The 20,732-nt window shown below is 33.3% G+C and carries 18 protein-coding genes; all 18 read left to right on the plus strand.

Features of this window, described 5'->3' with window-relative positions; genetic code table 11:
- Positions 1–3: 3 nt before the first annotated feature.
- The 18 genes from E2558_RS02665 (at position 4) to E2558_RS02750 (ending at position 20,732) form a co-directional block, all read left to right on the plus strand.
- Positions 4–1,260 carry a cell division protein FtsQ/DivIB gene (locus tag E2558_RS02665; RefSeq protein WP_126566477.1) on the plus strand — a complete coding sequence of 419 codons (1,257 nt, stop codon included), beginning with the start codon at positions 4–6 and terminating at the stop codon, positions 1,258–1,260.
- 103 nt (positions 1,261–1,363) lie between these two features.
- Complete coding sequence (ftsA, locus tag E2558_RS02670; RefSeq protein WP_126566478.1) at positions 1,364–2,797, plus strand: cell division protein FtsA; 1,434 nt, start codon at positions 1,364–1,366, stop codon at positions 2,795–2,797.
- A gap of 29 nt (positions 2,798–2,826) precedes the next feature.
- On the plus strand, positions 2,827–4,008 hold the full coding sequence (gene ftsZ, locus E2558_RS02675) for a cell division protein FtsZ (RefSeq protein WP_126566481.1): 1,182 nt from the start codon (positions 2,827–2,829) through the stop codon (positions 4,006–4,008).
- 256 nt (positions 4,009–4,264) lie between these two features.
- Positions 4,265–5,059 carry a peptidoglycan editing factor PgeF gene (gene pgeF / locus E2558_RS02680; protein ID WP_126566483.1) on the plus strand — a complete coding sequence of 265 codons (795 nt, stop codon included), beginning with the start codon at positions 4,265–4,267 and terminating at the stop codon, positions 5,057–5,059.
- 179 nt (positions 5,060–5,238) lie between these two features.
- Positions 5,239–5,907, plus strand: coding sequence for a YggS family pyridoxal phosphate-dependent enzyme (locus E2558_RS02685; RefSeq protein ID WP_126566486.1), 669 nt, complete (start codon positions 5,239–5,241; stop codon positions 5,905–5,907).
- Positions 5,908–5,918: 11 nt separating this feature from the next.
- Positions 5,919–6,503 (plus strand): cell division protein SepF, encoded by a 585-nt coding sequence (locus E2558_RS02690; RefSeq protein WP_126566488.1) that lies wholly within the window; start codon positions 5,919–5,921, stop codon positions 6,501–6,503.
- A 12-nt stretch (positions 6,504–6,515) separates the two neighbouring features.
- Entirely contained in the window at positions 6,516–6,812 is a 297-nt protein-coding gene (locus E2558_RS02695; protein WP_126566491.1) for a YggT family protein, read from the plus strand.
- A gap of 117 nt (positions 6,813–6,929) precedes the next feature.
- Positions 6,930–7,703 (plus strand): YlmH family RNA-binding protein, encoded by a 774-nt coding sequence (locus E2558_RS02700; protein WP_420853066.1) that lies wholly within the window; start codon positions 6,930–6,932, stop codon positions 7,701–7,703.
- Positions 7,704–7,759: 56 nt separating this feature from the next.
- Positions 7,760–8,422, plus strand: a complete 663-nt coding sequence (locus tag E2558_RS02705; protein WP_126566495.1) for a DivIVA domain-containing protein — start codon at positions 7,760–7,762, stop codon at positions 8,420–8,422.
- Between the two features lie 227 nt (positions 8,423–8,649).
- Positions 8,650–11,400: an isoleucine--tRNA ligase gene (ileS, locus tag E2558_RS02710; RefSeq protein ID WP_126566498.1), complete on the plus strand. Its 2,751-nt coding sequence runs from the start codon at positions 8,650–8,652 to the stop codon at positions 11,398–11,400.
- Between the two features lie 251 nt (positions 11,401–11,651).
- A complete protein-coding gene (locus E2558_RS02715; protein WP_126566500.1) occupies positions 11,652–13,175 on the plus strand; it encodes an NAD(P)H-binding protein in 1,524 nt (507 codons plus the stop codon).
- Between the two features lie 438 nt (positions 13,176–13,613).
- Positions 13,614–14,087, plus strand: a complete 474-nt coding sequence (locus E2558_RS02720; RefSeq protein ID WP_126566503.1) for a CHAP domain-containing protein — start codon at positions 13,614–13,616, stop codon at positions 14,085–14,087.
- Positions 14,088–14,202: 115 nt separating this feature from the next.
- Complete coding sequence (gene lspA, locus E2558_RS02725) at positions 14,203–14,679, plus strand: signal peptidase II (RefSeq protein ID WP_126566505.1); 477 nt, start codon at positions 14,203–14,205, stop codon at positions 14,677–14,679.
- Between the two features lie 11 nt (positions 14,680–14,690).
- Positions 14,691–15,608 (plus strand): RluA family pseudouridine synthase, encoded by a 918-nt coding sequence (locus E2558_RS02730; RefSeq protein WP_126566508.1) that lies wholly within the window; start codon positions 14,691–14,693, stop codon positions 15,606–15,608.
- Between the two features lie 837 nt (positions 15,609–16,445).
- Complete coding sequence (gene pyrR, locus E2558_RS02735) at positions 16,446–16,973, plus strand: bifunctional pyr operon transcriptional regulator/uracil phosphoribosyltransferase PyrR (protein WP_126566510.1); 528 nt, start codon at positions 16,446–16,448, stop codon at positions 16,971–16,973.
- A 245-nt stretch (positions 16,974–17,218) separates the two neighbouring features.
- A complete protein-coding gene (locus E2558_RS02740) occupies positions 17,219–18,529 on the plus strand; it encodes a uracil-xanthine permease family protein (RefSeq protein WP_126566511.1) in 1,311 nt (436 codons plus the stop codon).
- A gap of 31 nt (positions 18,530–18,560) precedes the next feature.
- Positions 18,561–19,454 (plus strand): aspartate carbamoyltransferase catalytic subunit, encoded by an 894-nt coding sequence (locus tag E2558_RS02745; protein ID WP_126566512.1) that lies wholly within the window; start codon positions 18,561–18,563, stop codon positions 19,452–19,454.
- Positions 19,455–19,457: 3 nt separating this feature from the next.
- Entirely contained in the window at positions 19,458–20,732 is a 1,275-nt protein-coding gene (locus E2558_RS02750; protein WP_126566513.1) for a dihydroorotase, read from the plus strand.

Genomic DNA, 20,732 nt, shown 5'->3' on the forward strand with positions numbered 1-20,732 from the left:
TTCGTGGATGAACGTAAAAATAATAGAAATACTAAAGTGAGGTCTATCAAGGATTCAATTGATCGAAAAAATCGTGAATTAAAAGATAAAGAGATTGAAGATACAGAAGACAGTCAATTCAATCAATCATCTAATTCTGAAAAGAAAGATAGACCTAGCGTATCGCAAGATAGTAATAATGAGGACTATCACAAAGAAGAACTAAAGAAAGAAGCCCAAGAAAATCATAAACAAAAAGAAAGTAATCGTCATACTGGCTCTAAAAAAGAAAGTCAATTTCAAGCTTTTAAAACAAAAGCGACTGAGTTATTTTCTAATACACATAAAAAGCGTGAGAAAAGAAATAGCAACACGACTCATCAAAAGCAAAAAGAAGATAAATATGCGCATATGACGTTACAAGAAAAACGTGAGCAACAAAGAATCGATCGATATAAACGACAAAAGAGAATTCAATATATTATTCTAACGTCATTAATATTATTAATTCTTTTATTTTTAATATATATGTTTACGCCATTAAGTAGAATCTCTCATATTAATATTAGTGGCAATAAAAATTTGAGTAATCAACAAGTTGAAAACGCCCTAGATGTTAAACCAGGTTCTCGTATGTATACTTATAGTAAACGAAAAGGGATTAATAATTTAGAACAAAATCCCTTAGTGAAGAATGTAGAGATAAAAAAACATTTGCCTAATACGTTAAATGTTCATGTAACTGAAAACAATGTAGTTGGTATAGTAAAAGATAAAAATAAATATACTCCAATTATTGAAGGCAATAAAGAATTGAAAGACTATAAAGGTGACATTGCTGGAAGTGGACCTATCTTAGATGGCTTTAAAGGTTCAGATAAAAGTAACATGGTTAAAGCGCTTTCAAATATGTCTTCAGAAGTAAGAGATATGATTGCAGAAATTAGCTATGCACCTGAAGCTAATAAGCAAAGTAGAATATTGTTATATATGAAAGATGGCATGCAAGTAGTTGCTGACTATAAAACTGTAGCGGATAAATTAAAATATTATCCACAAATGTCACAATCGCTTAATAAAGATGACTCAGGTAACCTTCAAACTCAAGGTTATATCGATTTATCTGTAGGCGCGTCATTTATTCCATATAACGAAAGTAGTTCCAATAATTCTAAATCTAATCAAGATTTACAACAAAAAACGCAAGAAGAAATCGATGCTAAAAATGAATTACAAAACGCATTGAATAAAATTAACGAACAATCAGACTCAAGTAATTAAAAAATTTCGATATTAATATACGTTTATAGTTCACAAGCCAATCGACGTATTGTAAACTAAATATAGTGTATTTTAATAGTAATTTGTCAGGAGGTGCCTATCTATGGAGGAACATTACTATGTAAGCATAGATATTGGTTCATCAAGTGTTAAAACAATAGTAGGCGAAAAATTTCACAATGGTATAAATGTGATAGGTACAGGACAAACCTACACTAGTGGTATTAAGAACGGATTGATTGATGATTTTGATATTGCTAAACAAGCAATTAAAGATACAATTAAAAAAGCTTCTATCGCCTCAGGTGTAGATATAAAAGAAGTTTTCTTAAAGTTACCTATCATTGGTACTGAAGTGTACGATGAAGCAAATGAAATTGATTTTTATGAAGATACTGAAATAAATGGAACGCACATTGAAGATGTGTTAGAAGGTATCAGACAAAAAAATGAAGTTCCAGATACAGATGTAATTGATGTTTTCCCAATTCGATTTATTGTAGATGGTGATAACGAAGTTTCTGATCCTAAAGAATTAATTGCTAGACATTCTTTAAGAGTAGAAGCAGGCGTTATTGCAATTCACAAATCTATATTAATAAATATGATTAAATGCGTTGAATCATGTGGCGTTGACGTGTTAGATGTTTATTCTGATGCTTACAACTATGGTTCAATTCTTACAGCTACTGAGAAAGAATTAGGCGCATGTGTAATTGATATTGGTGAAGATTTAACTCAAATCGCTTTCTACGAGCGAGGCGAATTAGTTGATGCTGATTCTATCGAACTCGCTGGTCGTGACATTACAGACGACATTGCTGAAGAGTTAAACACTACATATGAAACAGCTGAAAAGGTTAAACATCAATATGGACACGCATTTACTAATTCAGCGTCTGACCAAGATGTATTTACTGTTGATCAAGTAGATAGCGATGAATTAGTAGAATATACTCAAAAAGATTTAAGCGCTATTATTGAAAGAACAATGCAAGATATCTTTGATGAAGTATTCGATGTGTTAGTTGATTTAGGTTTAACAAAAGTGAACGGTGGTTTCATTGTTACTGGTGGTTCTTCAAATTTACTCGGTGTTAAAGAGTTATTAAATACAATGGTAAATGAGAAAATAAGAATCCATACACCATCTCAAATGGGTATTAGAAAACCTGAATTTACTTCAGCTATTTCTACAATATCTAGTAGTATCACTTTTGATGAATTATTAGATTATGTTACAATGAATTATCAAGACAATGATGAATTTGAAGAAGAAGTTATCGAAAATAATGACAGAGATAATACTTCTAAATCTGGCGGTTTTGACTGGTTTAAACGTAAATCAAACAAAAATGAAGATACTTATGAAGAAGACTACCACGAACCACAAGAAAGAGTGGAAAGAACAGAACAACATGATAAGTATGATAGCCATGATGAACATCAAGATGTAGAACACCACTATGATGAACATGAAAGACCTGAAAAAGAAGAAAGCAAATTTAAAAAACTTATGAAATCTCTATTTGAATGATTGGCCATTAAGACTAGGAGGAAATATAAATGTTAGAATTTGAACAAGGATTTAATCATATGGCGACTTTAAAAGTCATCGGTGTAGGTGGTGGCGGTAACAACGCTGTTAACCGCATGATAGACCACGGTATGAATAATGTTGAATTTATTGCAATTAATACAGATGGACAAGCTTTAAACTTATCTAAAGCTGAATCTAAAATCCAAATTGGTGAAAAATTAACACGTGGACTTGGTGCAGGAGCTAACCCAGAAATTGGTAAAAAAGCTGCTGAAGAATCTCGTGAACAAATCGAAGATGCTATCCAAGGTGCGGACATGGTATTCGTAACTGCTGGTATGGGTGGCGGTACTGGTACAGGTGCTGCTCCAGTTGTTGCTAAGATCGCTAAAGAAATGGGCGCTTTAACTGTTGGTGTTGTAACTCGTCCATTTGGTTTCGAAGGTCGTAAACGTTCTACGCAAGCTGCTGCAGGTGTAGAAGCGATGAAAGCTGCTGTTGATACATTAATCGTAATCCCTAATGACCGTTTATTAGATATCGTTGATAAATCTACACCAATGATGGAAGCGTTTAAAGAAGCAGATAACGTATTACGTCAAGGTGTACAAGGTATCTCTGATTTAATTGCTGTATCTGGTGAAGTAAACTTAGACTTTGCTGACGTTAAAACAATTATGTCTAATCAAGGTTCAGCATTAATGGGTATCGGTGTATCTTCAGGTGAAAACAGAGCCGTCGAAGCTGCTAAAAAAGCTATTTCATCTCCATTACTTGAAACATCAATCGTTGGTGCGCAAGGTGTGTTAATGAATATTACTGGTGGAGAATCATTATCACTTTTCGAAGCTCAAGAAGCTGCAGATATCGTACAAGATGCTGCTGATGAAGATGTAAACATGATCTTCGGTACTGTAATCAACCCTGAATTACAAGACGAAATCGTGGTAACAGTTATTGCTACTGGTTTCGAAGATAAACCAACATCACAAGGCCGTAAAGCTTCAAACACAGGCTTTGGTTCAAGTGTAAGTGCTACAGGCCCATCAACACAAAGTGCACCTAAAGAAGACTCATTCTCTCATAGTTCTTCAAGTTCACGTGCATCTGAAAGTGTAAACGAAAGAAGTCATTCAACTAAAGATGACGATATTCCTAGCTTTATCAGAAATAGAGAAGAAAGACGTTCTAGAAGAACTAGACGTTAATTCATAAATTATCAGGTTAGAATATTATAATATGAAGCATAGAAGTCATTAATAAATTATTATTATTGATTTATCTATGTAGCTATATTAGTTGGAGTAGAACTGGAAATTCTTTAAAGAATTCTGTTCTACTCTTTTTCATATACTTTAAAATAAAGTGAAGATTGTTATATAATAAATTTATATTCATATTTAGAGTAAAGTTAATACAGTCAAACGTATATATAAAGATAACTTTTATAAGGTGGTTATTCATGTGTCTGAGCAATTTATTAAATATCCTCATTATTTGAACTACGAAGCTGAAGATTTAAAAAATGTAACACTGGGCTTTACGACGCGCGATGGGGGTTATAGTTTATATCCAGAGCATTCATTTAATATGGCACGATACATAGATGATAATCAAGATAACGTCACACAACATCAAGAGATTTTAGCTAAAGCTATCGGATATCCAAGAAATGAATGGATTTTCCCTATTCAGACCCATGAAGATAAGATTGCATATGTTACTCAACAACATCAAGGTACAAATATTGAACAACTTAGCGATCAACTCCACGGTATCGACGGTCTATATTCTTATGATTCTAACGTGTTATTAACGATGTGCTATGCAGACTGTGTACCTATATATTTTTATAGCGAGAAACATCACTTTATAGGATTAGCGCATGCTGGATGGAGAGGAACATATAGTCAAATAGTAGTTAAAATGTTAAATCATGTTGATTTTAATTACAAAGATTTAAAAGTTGTTATTGGTCCTTCAACTTCAATGAGTTATGAAATTAATGATGATATTAAATCTAAATTTGAAACTTTACCAATTGATAGCACTCAATATATTGAAACACGTGACAAAGACCGTCATGGCATTGATTTAAAACGTGCCAATGCTCTTTTACTAGAAGATAAAGGTGTGCCTAAAGATAATATTTATATTACTGATTATGCCACTTCAGAAGATTTATCAATGTTCTTTTCTTATCGAATTGAAAAGGGGCAAACGGGAAGAATGATGGGATTTATTGGTCAAAAATACTAATTTATTATTTATCTAACGTCATATGGGAACTTAACTGCAAATAAGTAAAGGCTTATAGACTGCTAGGGAATTGCTTATTCATAACTCTGCTAAAAACATTTAACTATATGACGTAGATGTAATGAAGAATTTATCTATATTTTGCAATTTTTAGTCTATAATTCGAGGTTGATATTTAAATGGAAGTAAAACAAAATTTAGAAACAATTAAAAATGAAATTAATGAACATATTGACAAAAGTGAGACATCTATTGTACCTGACGTGATTGCGGTTACAAAATATGTTACAATAGACCGAGCTAAAGAAGCATATGAAGCAGGTTTACGTCACTTTGGAGAGAATCGCTTAGAAGGCTTTCTTGAGAAGAAAGCAGCGTTACCTGATGATGTCACTATGCATTTTATTGGCTCTTTACAATCGAGAAAAGTCAAAGAAGTTATTAACGAAGTAGATTATCTTCATGCGCTAGATCGTTTAAGTCTTGCTAAAGAAATTAATAAAAGAGCAGAACATGTTATTTCATGCTTTGTACAAGTCAATGTTTCAGGTGAAGAAAGTAAGCATGGTATTGCTTTAGATGAAGTTAATGATTTTATTCAACAACTTCAACAGTATAGTAATATCAAAGTTGTTGGTTTAATGACTATGGCGCCTTACACTGAAGATAATGACTATATTCGTCAATTATTTAAACAATTAAGATTAAAACGTAACGAAATTAAAAACCTTAAATTAGATTATGCACCTTGTGAGTTCTTATCTATGGGAATGAGTAATGATTACCAAATTGCCGTAGAAGAAGGTGCTTCATTTATCAGAATAGGGACTAAACTTGTCGGAGAATAGGAGTGAGCCCCGTGGCTATTAAAGATTTATTTAATAATTTCTTTCTAATGGAAGATGAAGAAGAAGTAGAAAGTCCTGAAGAACGTCAACAACGTGTCGTTCAAAGGGAAGAAACGCAAAATAATGCTCAACAAAAACAAACATCAGAGCGACCACAAACACAACAAAATAATCTAAAGACAGTACCTCAAAAGAAAACATCACGAAATTATAACACAGAGGAAAGGAAGAATCGTATGAACAATACGCCTACTAAATCGAACTCTAAAAACGTAGTAACAATGAACCAATCTGCACAAGGCTATTCTACATATGAAAGTTCAAAAATGTGTTTATTCGAACCTCGTGTTTTCTCAGATACACAAGATATTGCAGATGAATTAAAAAATCGTCGTGCTACTTTAGTTAATTTACAACGCATTGATAAAGTTTCAGCTAAGCGTATTATTGACTTCTTGAGTGGTACTGTATATGCAATTGGTGGAGATATCCAACGTGTTGGTACAGATATTTTCCTTTGCACACCAGATAATGTAGAGGTTGCTGGAAGTATTACTGATCATATCGAACAAATGGAAGCACATCATTACGAGTAAGGAGAATAGCCTATGGACGTCAGCCTATTAGCTAATATATTTAACTTTATACTTGTGCTAGTTAAAATATACTATTTTGGTATGATTATTTATTTTTTCACCTCATGGGTGCCAAGTATAAGAGAATCTAAATTTGGCGACATTTTATCTAAAATTTATGAGCCATTTTTAGAGCCGTTTAGAAGAATTATCCCCCCAATTGGTATGATTGATATTTCATCACTTGTAGCATTATTTGTATTAATATTATTCCAATGGGGCTTACAAAGTATTTTTACTATGATTTTAAATTATTTAATAATGAAATAAATTTTTTGAAGAGGCTAGGGCATTCATTTGTCTTAGCCTCCTATCATGTTTAGACTTAAGCTCATAGTTAATATAATAGTAAATTCATTTTCCGAAAATAAAAAAAGGGAGGTAACTATCATCGACATATATCAACACTTTAGAAATGAAGAGCATCCTTTAATTGATCAATTAATCGATAAATGTGATCAGGTGAATCAACAATATGCGCCAGTATTAACAAACTTTTTAGATCCTAGAGGACAATATATTCTGCAGGTAGTCGTAGGAAGTTTCGAAGATATGCATGTGCAATTTTATGGTGGCCCTCATTCAGAGAGAAAAAGAGCTGTTATTGCGCCAAGTTATTATGAACCTACCGAAGAAGATTATGAAATAACGTTAATTCAAATTGATTATCCTGAAAAATTTGTCACACTTCAACATCAACATGTATTGGGAACATTGATGTCTTTAGGTATTGAAAGAGAACAAGTTGGCGATATTGTAGTAGGAGAAACAATTCAATTCGTTTTGACAAAACAATTAGAATCATATATTATGACAGAATTAACAAAGATTAAAGGTGCGTCAGTTAAACTTAATTCTATTCCATTTAAAGATATGATACAATCAGTAGAGAATTGGAAGAATCATGGTAGTACAGTTAGCGCATTAAGATTAGATGTTGTTTTAAAAGAAATGATTCATAAATCAAGAGCTATAGCGAAACAACTTATTGAGAAAAAACGCGTGAAAGTGAATCACACTATTATCGATTCTCCAGATTTTCAAGTACAAATCAATGATTTATTATCCATTCAAGGTTTTGGGCGAGCTCAAATTACCGATGTGGGTGGTCGCACGAAAAAAGATAAAATTCATATTACTTACCAAACATTATTTAAATAACGGTATAAGATTTGGAATACATGTTTATAAAAAGTCCGATTTGAGGAGGATATAAGATGCCTTTTACACCAAATGAAATTAAAAATAAAGAATTTACAAAAGTAAAAAATGGTTTAGAACCTGCTGAAGTAAGTGATTATTTAACTCAATTAAGCAATGAAATTGAACGTTTAAAAGAAGAAAAAAAACAACTTGAAAAAGTAGTTGAAGAGAGAGATACTAATATTAAATCTTATCAACAAGTTCATCAATCTGTAAGTGATGCTTTAGTTCAAGCACAACAAGCAGGTGAGCAAGTTAAAGTGGCAGCGAACAAAGAAGCTGAAGCTACAATTGCCAAAGCGCAAGCTCAAGCAGATGTAATTGTAAATCATGCGATTGAAAAAGCACGTCATTTATCGTTCCAAACTGAGGACATGAAACGTCAATCTAAAGTTTTCCGTTCTCGTTTCCGTATGCTTGTTGAAGCTCAATTGGATTTATTAAAAAATGATGATTGGGATTATTTATTAAATTACGATATAGATGCTGAACAAGTAACTCAAGAAAATTTTCAGCATTTAAATAAACAAGATATTACACCTGAAGAACAACTTAATGCACAAAATCAACAAACCGATAATACAAATGTTGATACATCAGCTACTTCAACACATACTAGCGAATCTGCTACTTCTACGACAAGTATAAGTAATAGTGAGTCAACATCTACTAAATAATATTAAGTGAATTAAGTCAGACACGTGAGAAATAGTTATCTTTTCACAGCGAGCTAGGATATGGTGAGAGCCTAGTAAAAGCGTATTTCTTATATCACTGACTTGTGATATTAAAATATGTAATTTGAGAGAACTCTAAGTTGAGTTAATAAGGGTGGTACCGCGGAATCTCCGTCCCTGTTAATTGAACTTAGAGTTCTTATTTATATTTAAGGAGTGAAACAAATATGAACTACAAAGATACTTTATTAATGCCTAAGACAGATTTTCCAATGCGTGGGGGACTTCCTACTAAAGAACCTCAAATTCAAGAGAAATGGGAAGCTGAGGATCATTATCAAAAAGCGTTAGATAAAAATAAAGGAAATCAAACATATATTCTTCATGATGGCCCTCCATATGCGAATGGTAATCTTCATATGGGACATGCGTTAAATAAAATCATCAAAGATATCATTGTTCGTTACAAAACAATGCAAGGGTTTTATGCACCATATGTTCCAGGTTGGGATACTCATGGTTTACCAATTGAACAAGCATTAACTAAAAAAGGTGTAGACCGCAAAAAAATGTCTATCGCTGAATTTAGAGAAAAATGTAAAGAATTTGCGTTAGAACAAGTTGAGTTACAAAAACAAGACTTTAAACGTTTAGGTGTGCGTGGAGATTTTAATAATCCTTATATCACGTTAAAACCTGAATACGAAGCAGCTCAAATTCGTTTGTTCGGTGAAATGGCTGATAAAGGCCTTATTTATAAGGGTAAAAAGCCAGTATACTGGTCACCATCAAGTGAATCATCATTAGCAGAAGCTGAAATTGAATACCATGATAAACGTTCAGCATCAATCTATGTGGCATTTGATGTCAAAGATTCAAAAGGCGTTGTTGATGAAGATGCTCAATTTATCATTTGGACAACTACTCCATGGACAATTCCATCAAACGTCGCTATTACAGTTCATCCAGAACTTAAATACGGCCAATACAATGTGAATGGTAAAAAATATATTATCGCTCAAGCTTTAGCTGAATCTGTTTCAGAAGCATTAGGATGGGATAAAGATGCTATTCAACTAGAAAAAGAATTCACAGGTAAAGAATTAGAATATGTTGAAGCACAACATCCGTTCTTAGATCGTGTATCATTAGTCATTAACGGTGACCACGTTACAACTGATGCAGGTACTGGTTGTGTTCATACTGCTCCTGGACATGGGGAAGATGACTATGTTGTAGGTCAAAAATATGACTTACCGGTAATTAGTCCTTTAGATGATAAAGGTGTCTTCACTGAAGAAGGTGGACAATTTGAAGGAATGTTCTATGATAAAGCGAATAAAGCAGTTACGGACTTATTAACTGAAAAAGAAGCTTTATTAAAATTAGATTTTATTACCCATAGTTACCCACATGACTGGCGTACTAAAAAACCTGTTATTTTCCGTGCTACACCGCAATGGTTCGCATCAATTAGTAAAGTAAGACAAGACATTCTAGATGCGATTGAAGATACTGAGTTTAAAGTAGACTGGGGTAAAACACGTATTTATAACATGATTCGTGACCGTGGCGAATGGGTTATCTCTCGTCAACGTGTATGGGGTGTACCATTACCAGTATTCTATGCTGAAAATGGCGACATCATCATGACTAAAGAAACAGTTAATCATGTAGCAGACCTTTTCGCGGAACATGGTTCAAACGTGTGGTTTGAAAGAGAAGCAAAAGATTTATTACCAGAAGGATTTACTCACCCAGGAAGTCCAAATGGTGAATTTACTAAAGAAACAGACATTATGGACGTATGGTTTGATTCTGGTTCTTCTCATAGAGGTGTATTAGAAAATCGTCCAGAATTAAGTTTCCCAGCTGATTTATACTTTGAAGGTAGTGACCAATATCGTGGTTGGTTTAACTCATCAATCACAACTGCAGTTGCAACAAGAGGTCAAGCACCATATAAATTCTTATTATCTCACGGTTTCGTAATGGACGGAGAAGGTAAGAAAATGAGTAAATCCCTTGGTAACGTTATTGTGCCAGACCAAGTAGTAAAACAAAAAGGTGCTGACATTGCACGTCTTTGGGTAAGTAGTACTGACTATTTAGCTGACGTGCGTATCTCAGATGAAATTTTAAAACAAACATCTGATGTATATCGTAAAATCAGAAACACATTAAGATTTATGTTAGGAAACATTAATGATTTCAATCCTGATACAGATGCTGTACCTGAAGCGGAATTATTAGAAGTAGATCGTTATTTATTAAATCGTTTACGCGAATTTACAGCTAGCACTATTAATCATTATGATAACTTCGATTACTTAAATATTTATCAAGAAGTTCAAAACTTTATTAACGTTGAATTAAGTAATTTCTATTTAGATTATGGTAAAGATATTCTTTACATTGAAGAGAAAAATGCGCATAAACGTCGTAGCATGCAAACTGTGTTATATCAAATTTTAGTTGATATGACTAAATTATTAGCGCCAATCTTAGTACACACTGCTGAAGAAGTATGGTCTCATACGCCACACGTTAAAGAAGAAAGCGTACATTTAGCTAATATGCCTGAAGTAGTCGAAGTTGACCAAGCACTATTAGATAAATGGAACCAATTTATGGCTTTACGTGATGACGTGAACCGTGCGTTAGAAGCGGCTCGTAATAATAAAGTCATCGGTAAATCATTAGAAGCTAAAGTCTTCATCGGTAATAATGAGAACTTTAAAGCAGCTGAATTCTTACAACAATTTGCTGATTTACAACAATTATTTATTGTTTCTCAAGTTGAAGTTGCTGATTCAATTGAAAATGCAGAATCATACCAACACGGCGATGTACGTATTGAACATGCCAGCGGTGAAAAATGTGAAAGATGTTGGAACTATAGTGAAGAATTAGGTTCAGTAGGTGAACTTGAAAACTTATGTCCACGATGCCAAGAAGTTGTTAAAACATTGGTTTAATGTTTACTATAAACTTTAAATACTAATTGAAAAGTCATATTTGTGATTGAACATATCACAAATATGACTTTTTTATATAATTATTTAGTACTACAACTTACTTTAGAAAAAAATAAATTTTATTTCATTTAATTAAATTAATGTTTAATGTTTGATAGTAGTTTTAAAGGGATATTACATTTTATAATCAAATTTAAACGCTTTCAAAAAAGAGTAATTAATTGAATATAAAAGATAAAAGGAGTGGCATTATGGGTAAAGTGTTATTAACAGGGGCTTCGGGTTATATCGAGGGTCACTTAAAAGAATTATTAAAAGAAGATCATGAAATAATAGCAATTTCGCGTCATGCTGATAGTAAAGAAGATGAAAAGAATATTACTTGGAAATCAGCAGATTTATTCGATTTAGATGAAATTACAGAAGTTATGGAAGGCATCGATACAGCAGTATACATAGTACATTCTATGATGCCAAGTGCCAAATTAACACAAGCCAATTTCGAAGATATGGACGCATTGCTTGCAGATAACTTTGCACGTGCTGCTAAAGCACAGGGTGTAAAACATATTGTTTTCATGAGCGGTATCATTCCTGATGAAAATAATCTATCACCTCATTTACGTAGCCGCTTAGAATGTGAAAAAATTCTTAGTTCATATGGTATTCCAGTAAGTACATTACGTGCAGGTTTAATTATTGGTGCCAAAGGTAGTTCATATCCTATTTTAAAAAGATTAGTAGATCGTTTACCAGCAATGATTCTTCCTAACTGGGCCTACCATATGATTGCCCCAGTAGCTATCGAAGATGTCATTGAAAAATTAGCAGCGTTAGTAGACCGTTCACCAGATGAAAATGAAGCATTTGATATAACTGGTCCAGAAGTGATGAACTATAAAGAATTAATTAAGCGTACAGCTAACGTATTAGATAAACCTTTACCTATATTAGATTTACCTATCATTCCTATTTGGGCAAGTCGTTATTGGGTACAGTTAATATCACAAGTACCAAAAGAAATGGTATATCCTTTAATGAATAGTTTAGTGCACGATATGATTCCACAACCTCATCGTGTGCATCCTGAACTTTCGATTGGAAAGATTGATTACGAAGATAGTGTGAAAAAAGCTTTAAGAGAAGAAGAAATGCAAGGACAAGTGAAAAAAAGTAAGCAATCTAAATCTAACAATTCAAACAATAAAGATAAAAAAGAAGATATCAAAGATGTTCGCGCAATTACACGATTTAAAATACCTGAAAGTTATTCAATGCGTGATGTAGCTCAAGAATACGCAAAATTTATTAATGACATTACATTGCACTTAGTTAACGGTAATATTAATGAATATGAATTCAATATTCGTTTACCGCTAATTAATAAATTCATTTTGAAAATGGAAAGAGATGAACACGATTCTACAAATGAAATGATTGTTTATAGAATCGTAGGTGGCGATCTTGCCTTAGCTCGAGATGGTGGAAATGCTAGATTTGAATTTAGACGTATTTTAGATACTAATGAAGGTTTAATTGCTCTTCAAGAATATGAACCAACGTTACCATGGGCGATTTACAAATTCACACAAGCGAATGCTCATAAAGCTGTAATGGATGTTTTCATGAAACATATGAATCATTTAGCTGAAGAAAAGGAAGAAAAACAACAGTCGTCTCAATCAGAAAAATTTGTAAGCAATTTAGTCATGACGATAGGCGCTATTGTGGGTGCATTTGTAGGCGCTAAAATTTATAATAGCTTTAGAAAATAATATAAGTATCACTGATAGGTCAATTCACTGATTAAATTGATTCAGTGAATTGGCCTTTTTGTATAAAATTTGAAAATAATAAACTAATAAATTGCAAACTACATATATAATTGGTAAAATAGTTGATATTTTGTAGTAAATTTAAACGAATAATCTCATGTAAGTGATTATGAAGTACGTAAGTAGAAGATGATTTCATAGAATACTTTGGTTTAGAACAAATAGCTTCCTTAGACAATTTCTCTCTTTTATTAGCTTCTGCCCAATGCTACCATTATGCAATTCACTCATAATTATCTATTTTAAAATATGACGAGAATAATTCTACTTATTGTTAAATACTAATCAATATTTAATATCCTCAAATTACTTATTTGAAGATGAAAGAGCCCAATAAATTCTTATTCTAATTTAATTTTATAGAAGTAGCGTGATAGAATGAAAAAATTTTTATTAATAATTGTAGTTGGAAGTGCGCTTTTAACTGGGGGCGCGCTTTATGACGGTGTAGATAATCAAGATATGACAGAACCGACCATTCACTTTTGGCAAAGTAACCCAATGAAATTTAACACTTACGTTAAAGGACAGTGTACGTATTATGCTTTCGATCGTATTCGTCAAGACGGGAATATGATTAACAACAAATGGGGTGATGCTAAGTATTGGGCATCTAAAGCTGAGAATGAGGGTTACAAAGTGGATGAATCTCCTAAAGCAGGTTCAATATTGCAAACCTCTGAAGGTGAGCACGGTCATGTTGCCTATGTAGAAAAAGTAAATGACAATGGTTCACTTACAGTGTCTGATATGAATTATAGAAAGCCTTATGAAGTAACGACGAGACACATCGGTACTTATGAAGTAAAAGATTATAATTATATTCATCCTAAAAATAATGCTAAAACGTAATAGATGATAATAATTTAAATCGTTTGAGATTGTAACTGTAGCTTTTTTTATAAAGTTTATTAGGCTATAATGTAGAGTGTTGTCAAAGCATTGAGGTGTGAATGGAGGCACGTGAATGAAAAAGAAATATTATATTGGTGTTTCACTTATAGTAGCGATTGCTATTTTAGTCATTGACCAATTAACGAAACGCATAATCGCGATGACGATGAATATTGGAGATTCTTATGAAGTCATTCCTAATTTCTTAAATATAACGTCTCATAGAAACAATGGTGCAGCATGGGGAATCTTAAGTGGTAAAATGGGATTCTTTTACATTATTACACTAATCATTTTAGTGGTGCTTGTATTATTTTATATCAAAGAAGCTAAGCACAATTTATTTATGCAAGTAGCGATTAGTCTATTATTTGCAGGTGCATTAGGTAATTTCATTGATCGTTTACTTAATGGTGAGGTAGTAGACTTTATTGATACAAATATTTTTGGATATGCTTTTCCAATATTTAACGTCGCAGATTCAAGCTTAACTATAGGCGTAGTATTAGTCATCATTGCTTTAATCAAAGATGCCACATCAAACAGATAGGAGGTTATAAGTTGGAAACACATGAGTATAAGATAGATAATAATGAACTCGTTGGACAACGAATTGATAAATTACTTTCTGATTTCAATGGAGAATGGTCTCGAAGCCAAATTCAAGATTGGATTAAAGAAGAACTTATAACAGTTAATGGTAAAGTCATTAAATCAAATTATAAAGTTAAAATGAATGATGATATAGTTGTAACTGAAAAAGAAGTCGTTGAAGCGGATATTCAACCTGAGAATTTAAACTTAGATATCTATTATGAAGATGAAGATGTAGCTATTGTATATAAACCTAAAGGTATGGTAGTTCATCCATCTCCAGGTCATTATACAGGAACTTTAGTTAATGGGTTAATGTATCAAATTAAAGATTTATCAGGTATTAATGGAGAAATTCGTCCAGGTATTGTGCACCGTATCGATAAAGATACGTCAGGATTATTGATGGTTGCTAAAAATGATATTGCGCATCGTGGTCTAGTAGAACAACTGATGGATAAAACAGTTAAACGTAAATATACAGCGTTAGTTCATGGTAATATTCCACATGATTATGGCACGATTGATGCACCTATTGGTCGTAACGAAAAAGATCGCCAATCTATGGATGTAGTTGATAATGGTAAAGATGCTGTAACACATTTTAATGTATTAGAGCATTTCAATGACTACACATTAATTGAATGTCAATTAGAAACAGGGCGTACACACCAAATTCGTGTGCACATGAAATATATAGGTTTCCCATTAGTTGGCGACCCTAAATATGGTCCTAGAAAAACACTTGATATCGGTGGTCAAGCATTACATGCAGGTGTCATTGGTTTCGAACATCCTGTGACACATGAATACATTGAACGCCAAGCTGACTTACCACAAGAATTTAAAGATTTATTAGAAGAAATTCGCTTAAGAGAAGCGTAATATAACTAGGAACATAAAGTTCTTGAAGAAGTTCATGAGACAATTTCTATTGTAATAATATAGAAATTGTCTCTTTTTAATTAATATGATTTTAACTTCATTTTGAGATCTTTGTGTATATATATGAATGTCAATGAACGTAAGTAGTTCTAAGGTGAATAACGAATGACGTTGTGTGACGCCTATGTTGATTATTAATGAACCTAAGTGCTAAAGCACTTAGGTAAGAAATTCTAGAGATGAACTACGAGTGTTGTTGCGCGCGGGGCCCCAGCAAAGAGATTTTCAATAAGAAAATCTACAAGCAATGCAAGCTGGGGAAGGAACTTAAGTGTTTAGACACTTAAGTAAATAGTTCTAATGATTAAAATCAAAGAACTATTTTACATGATTACAGGCTTGAGCCTTTCCCGCAAGAAAGCGTCGCAACAAAAATAAGTGAATGTTCATCTAAGAATTTCTTTACAACTCAGCCCCTAGGCAAGCATCACAACAGAGTGAGTGACTATCTATCTAAGAACTATGTTTTTGAATTTTTTCAGTTTAAGAGTGTATCTTTTTTTATTTTTGCATTGACTTATTTTCAAAAAAGCATTAAGCTAATAACAGTTCAAATAAGAAAACGTTATGTCTTTAAGTGAAAGTCCAGAGAGGCTTCAAAGACAGAGAGAATAATTATATACTAAATTAAAACATAGCATCGATGTTAGGTCGATATGTTTTATGAACTGAAACTTTTAATATGTAATAGTATAAATATTACATATTTGTATATAAATAAACCCTCGTGTCTTTGATTAAAGACATGAGGGTTTTTATATTTTAAGAGGTGAGATAATGTCAGAACGTATCATTATGGATGATGCTGCAATTAAAAGAACAGTTACACGCATTGCGCATGAAATTCTTGAATACAATAAAGGTACTGAAAACCTTGTATTACTCGGAATTAAAACGAGAGGCGAATTCCTAGCACGACGCATTCAAAATAAAATTAATCAAATTGAGCAAAAAAATGTTCCAACCGGTACGATTGACATTACGCATTTCAGAGATGATATTGAAATCACAAACAAACAAATTACTAAAGAAGCTATAGACATTGAGGCTGACATCACAGATAAAGTTGTCATCATTATCGACGATGTTCTTTATACTGGACGTACAGTCAGAGCTTCATTAGATGCAATATTATTACATTCTCGACCAAATAAGATTGGCTTAGCAGCACTCGTTGATCGAGGGCATCGTGAATTGCCAATTAGAGCAGATTTTGTAGGAAAGAATATTCCAACTGCTAAAAATGAAGCCGTTTCAGTTTATTTAGATGAAAAGGATTCACGTAACGCAGTAGTAATTGAATAAAGACCTTTTAAATCAGTACGAGAGACTGAAAAAGGTGAAGTATTTAATGGTGAGCATGTAAATCGATAATATTAAATAAGTAATTAAATTGTCCCTACACTCACAGTAATTAAATGCTTTATCACGTACTTAACAGATAATATTAATGATCAATTTCGTATTATCTATTTAAATGAGTACCAATTTTTTAGTCTCTTTACATTCACAAATGTAAAGAGACTTTTTTATAGAAGGGAAGAAAAAAGATGGAAAATGATCAAATGTTTGAACGCACCGTTAAACCGGTGTTAGATGTGAAAGATAAACCGAAACCTTCGCAATGGGCATTACTTAGCTTACAACATTTATTTGCTATGTTTGGCTCGACGGTATTAGTACCATTTCTAACAGGTTTGCCAATCTCGGCAGCATTGCTAGCTTCAGGAATAGGAACATTACTTTACATTCTAATAACAAAAGCTAAAATTCCAGCCTATCTCGGCTCAAGCTTTGCATTTATAACGCCAATTATCACAGGGTTAAGCACACATAGCTTAGGCGATATGTTAGTTGCTTTATTCGCTAGTGGTGTGATGTACATCATTATTGGTATTTTAATCAAAATCAGTGGTACAGGTTGGTTAATGCATTTATTGCCACCAGTAGTAGTTGGTCCAGTCATCATGGTTATCGGCTTGAGTTTAGCGCCAACAGCAGTGAACATGGCAATGTTTGAAAACTCAGGTGAAATGAAAGGCTATAACTTAAGTTATTTAGTTGTTGCCTTAATCACATTATTAGTAACGATTATCGTACAAGGTTTCTTTAAAGGGTTCTTATCACTTATTCCAGTGCTTATCGGTATAATAGTAGGTTACATTGTAGCTATCTTTATGGGAATTGTTAATTTCGCACCTATTGCAAAAGCAAGTTGGATTGATTTCCCACACATCTACTTACCATTTAAAGATTATATTCCATCTATTCATATAGGTTTAATCTTGGTAATGTTACCTATCGTATTTGTGACGGTAAGTGAACACATCGGTCACCAAATGGTTATTAATAAAATCGTTGGACGTAATTTCTTTGAAGACCCAGGACTACACCGTTCGATTATTGGTGACGGGGTATCAACAATGTTCGCGAGCATCATTGGTGGGCCGCCAAGTACAACATACGGTGAGAATATCGGCGTGTTAGCCATCACAAGAATTTACAGTATTTATGTGATTGGAGGCGCAGCAGTCATTGCGATTGTTCTTTCATTTATCGGTAAATTCTCAGCCCTTGTTTCATCAATACCTACACCAGTCATGGGTGGCGTTTCTATCTTACTCTTCGGTATTATCGCAGCAAGTGGTTTAAGAATGTTAGTTGAAAGTAACATTGATTTCTCAAACAACCGTAACTTAGTTATCGCGTCAGTTGTCTTAGTAGTTGGTATTGGTAATTTACTTATCAACTTAAAAGGACTCGGCATTAATCTTCAAATTGAAGGTATGGCGTTAGCAGCACTTTCAGGTATTATCTTAAATTTAATTTTGCCAAAAGAAAAAGAAGAACCAAAACATTAATTTAAATAGATTATTTATCAGGAGGCGCTTTATGAAGAACTTATTATCTATGGAACACTTATCAAATGAGGACATTTACGATTTAATTCAAACAGCTATCGCTTATAAATCAGGTGAACAAGCATTACCACAATATGAAGGTCAATTTGTATCAAACTTATTCTTCGAAAATTCAACCCGTACAAAATGTAGCTTCCAAGTTGCAGAACAAAAACTTGGATTAAAAGAAGTTAACTTTGAAACAAGCACTTCTTCTGTTCAAAAAGGTGAATCATTGTACGATACATGTAAAACGTTAGAAAGCATCGGTGTGGATTTATTAGTCATTAGACATTCACAAAATGCATATTACGAAGAATTAGAGAACCTTAATATTCCGATTGCAAATGCAGGAGACGGAAGTGGTCAACATCCTACACAAAGTTTATTGGATATCATGACAATTTATGAAGAATATGGTTCATTTGAAGGTTTAAAAGTGTTAATTTGTGGTGACATTAAAAACTCTCGTGTAGCTAGAAGTAATTATACTAGCTTAACAGCACTAGGTGCTGAAGTGATGTTCTCAAGTCCAGATGAGTGGGTGGATGACTCACTAGATGCACCATATGTTCAAATTGATGATGTGATTGATCAAGTAGATATAGTGATGTTATTACGTGTGCAACATGAAAGACACGGTATAACAGGTGAAGCGAATTTTGAAGCAAATGAATACCATGAGAAATATGGTTTAACGACAGAACGTTATGACAAATTAAAAGATAATGCGATTGTAATGCATCCAGCACCAGTTAATAGAGGTGTAGAAATTGATTCAGAATTAGTTGAAGCACCGAAAGCACGCATTTTCAAACAAATGACTAACGGTATGTATTTAAGAATGGCAGTCATTAATAAACTTTTATCAGGAAAAGGGGAGTAAAGAATGAAATTAATTAAAAACGCTCAAATTTTAGATAACGGTGAACTAAAACAGGTTTCAATATTAATTGATGGACAACATATCAAAGAAATTAACAACTCAATTGAAGTAAGCGATGATGTTGAAGTAATTGATGCACAAGGCCAATTCGTGGCACCTGGATTTGTAGACGTACATGTACACTTACGTGAGCCAGGCGGTGAACATAAAGAAACAATTGAAACTGGTACGAAAGCGGCAGCTCGTGGTGGTTTCACTACAGTATGTCCAATGCCTAATACGCGTCCTGTACCGGATTCAGTTGAAAACATGGGCCGTTTAAATGAACTTATTAAAGAAAATGCTCAAGTACGTGTTTTACCATACGCTTCTATAACAATTCGTGAAGCAGGTAAAGAACATGTAGATTTTGAAGCTTTAGCTAAAGAAGGTGCTTTCGCTTTCACTGATGATGGTGTAGGTGTGCAAGAAGCTGCTATGATGTATGAAGCGATGCAACAAGCTGCTAAAGTAAACAAAGCTGTAGTGGCCCACTGTGAAGATAACAGTTTAATCTACGGTGGTGCGATGCATCAAGGTAAACGTAGTGAAGAATTAGGTATTCCTGGTATCCCTAATATTTGTGAAGCGGTACAAATTGCTAGAGATGTGTTATTAGCAGAAGCTGCAGACTGTCACTACCATGTATGTCACGTTTCTACTAAAGAAAGTGTTAGAGCAATTCGTGATGCTAAAGCAGCAGGCATCCATGTTACAGCAGAAGTAACACCTCATCACTTATTACTAACAGAAGATGATGTACCAGGTGATGATGCCATTTTCAAAATGAATCCGCCTTTAAGAAGTAAAGAAGACAGAGAAGCGTTATTAGAAGGGTTATTAGATGGTACAATCGATTGTATCGCAACAGACCATGCGCCTCATGCCAAAGAAGAAAAAGCACAACCAATGACGAAAGCACCATTCGGTATTGTGGGTAGTGAAACTGCATTCCCATTATTATACACACACTTTGTGAAAAATGGAGACTGGACACTTCAACAATTAGTTGATTATTTAACTATTAAACCTGCCGAAACATTCAATTTACCATATGGTAGATTAGAAGAAGGAAGCTTTGCTGACTTAACAATTATTAACTTAGATGAAGAACGCGAAATCAGAGGCGAAGACTTCTTATCTAAAGCAGATAACACACCATTCATTGGATATAAAGTATACGGTAATCCAGTATTAACAATGGTTGAAGGCGAAGTTAAATTTAAGGAGGATAAGTAA

This window comes from Staphylococcus pragensis, from assembly GCF_004785665.1.
Taxonomy (GTDB): Bacteria; Bacillota; Bacilli; order Staphylococcales; family Staphylococcaceae; genus Staphylococcus; species Staphylococcus pragensis.

Bases quoted from the DNA above. Each gene is read 5' to 3' on its own strand.
- pyrR (WP_126566510.1), top strand. From the start codon at position 16,446: ATGTCAGAACGTATCATTATGGATGATGCTGCAATTAAAAGAACAGTT.
- ftsZ (WP_126566481.1), top strand. From the start codon at position 2,827: ATGTTAGAATTTGAACAAGGATTTAATCATATGGCGACTTTAAAAGTC.
- E2558_RS02720 (WP_126566503.1), top strand. From the start codon at position 13,614: ATGAAAAAATTTTTATTAATAATTGTAGTTGGAAGTGCGCTTTTAACT.
- E2558_RS02695 (WP_126566491.1), top strand. From the start codon at position 6,516: ATGGACGTCAGCCTATTAGCTAATATATTTAACTTTATACTTGTGCTA.
- E2558_RS02715 (WP_126566500.1), top strand. From the start codon at position 11,652: ATGGGTAAAGTGTTATTAACAGGGGCTTCGGGTTATATCGAGGGTCAC.
- lspA (WP_126566505.1), top strand. From the start codon at position 14,203: ATGAAAAAGAAATATTATATTGGTGTTTCACTTATAGTAGCGATTGCT.
- E2558_RS02740 (WP_126566511.1), top strand. From the start codon at position 17,219: ATGGAAAATGATCAAATGTTTGAACGCACCGTTAAACCGGTGTTAGAT.
- ftsA (WP_126566478.1), top strand. From the start codon at position 1,364: ATGGAGGAACATTACTATGTAAGCATAGATATTGGTTCATCAAGTGTT.
- ileS (WP_126566498.1), top strand. From the start codon at position 8,650: ATGAACTACAAAGATACTTTATTAATGCCTAAGACAGATTTTCCAATG.
- E2558_RS02705 (WP_126566495.1), top strand. From the start codon at position 7,760: ATGCCTTTTACACCAAATGAAATTAAAAATAAAGAATTTACAAAAGTA.
- E2558_RS02685 (WP_126566486.1), top strand. From the start codon at position 5,239: ATGGAAGTAAAACAAAATTTAGAAACAATTAAAAATGAAATTAATGAA.
- E2558_RS02750 (WP_126566513.1), top strand. From the start codon at position 19,458: ATGAAATTAATTAAAAACGCTCAAATTTTAGATAACGGTGAACTAAAA.
- E2558_RS02745 (WP_126566512.1), top strand. From the start codon at position 18,561: ATGAAGAACTTATTATCTATGGAACACTTATCAAATGAGGACATTTAC.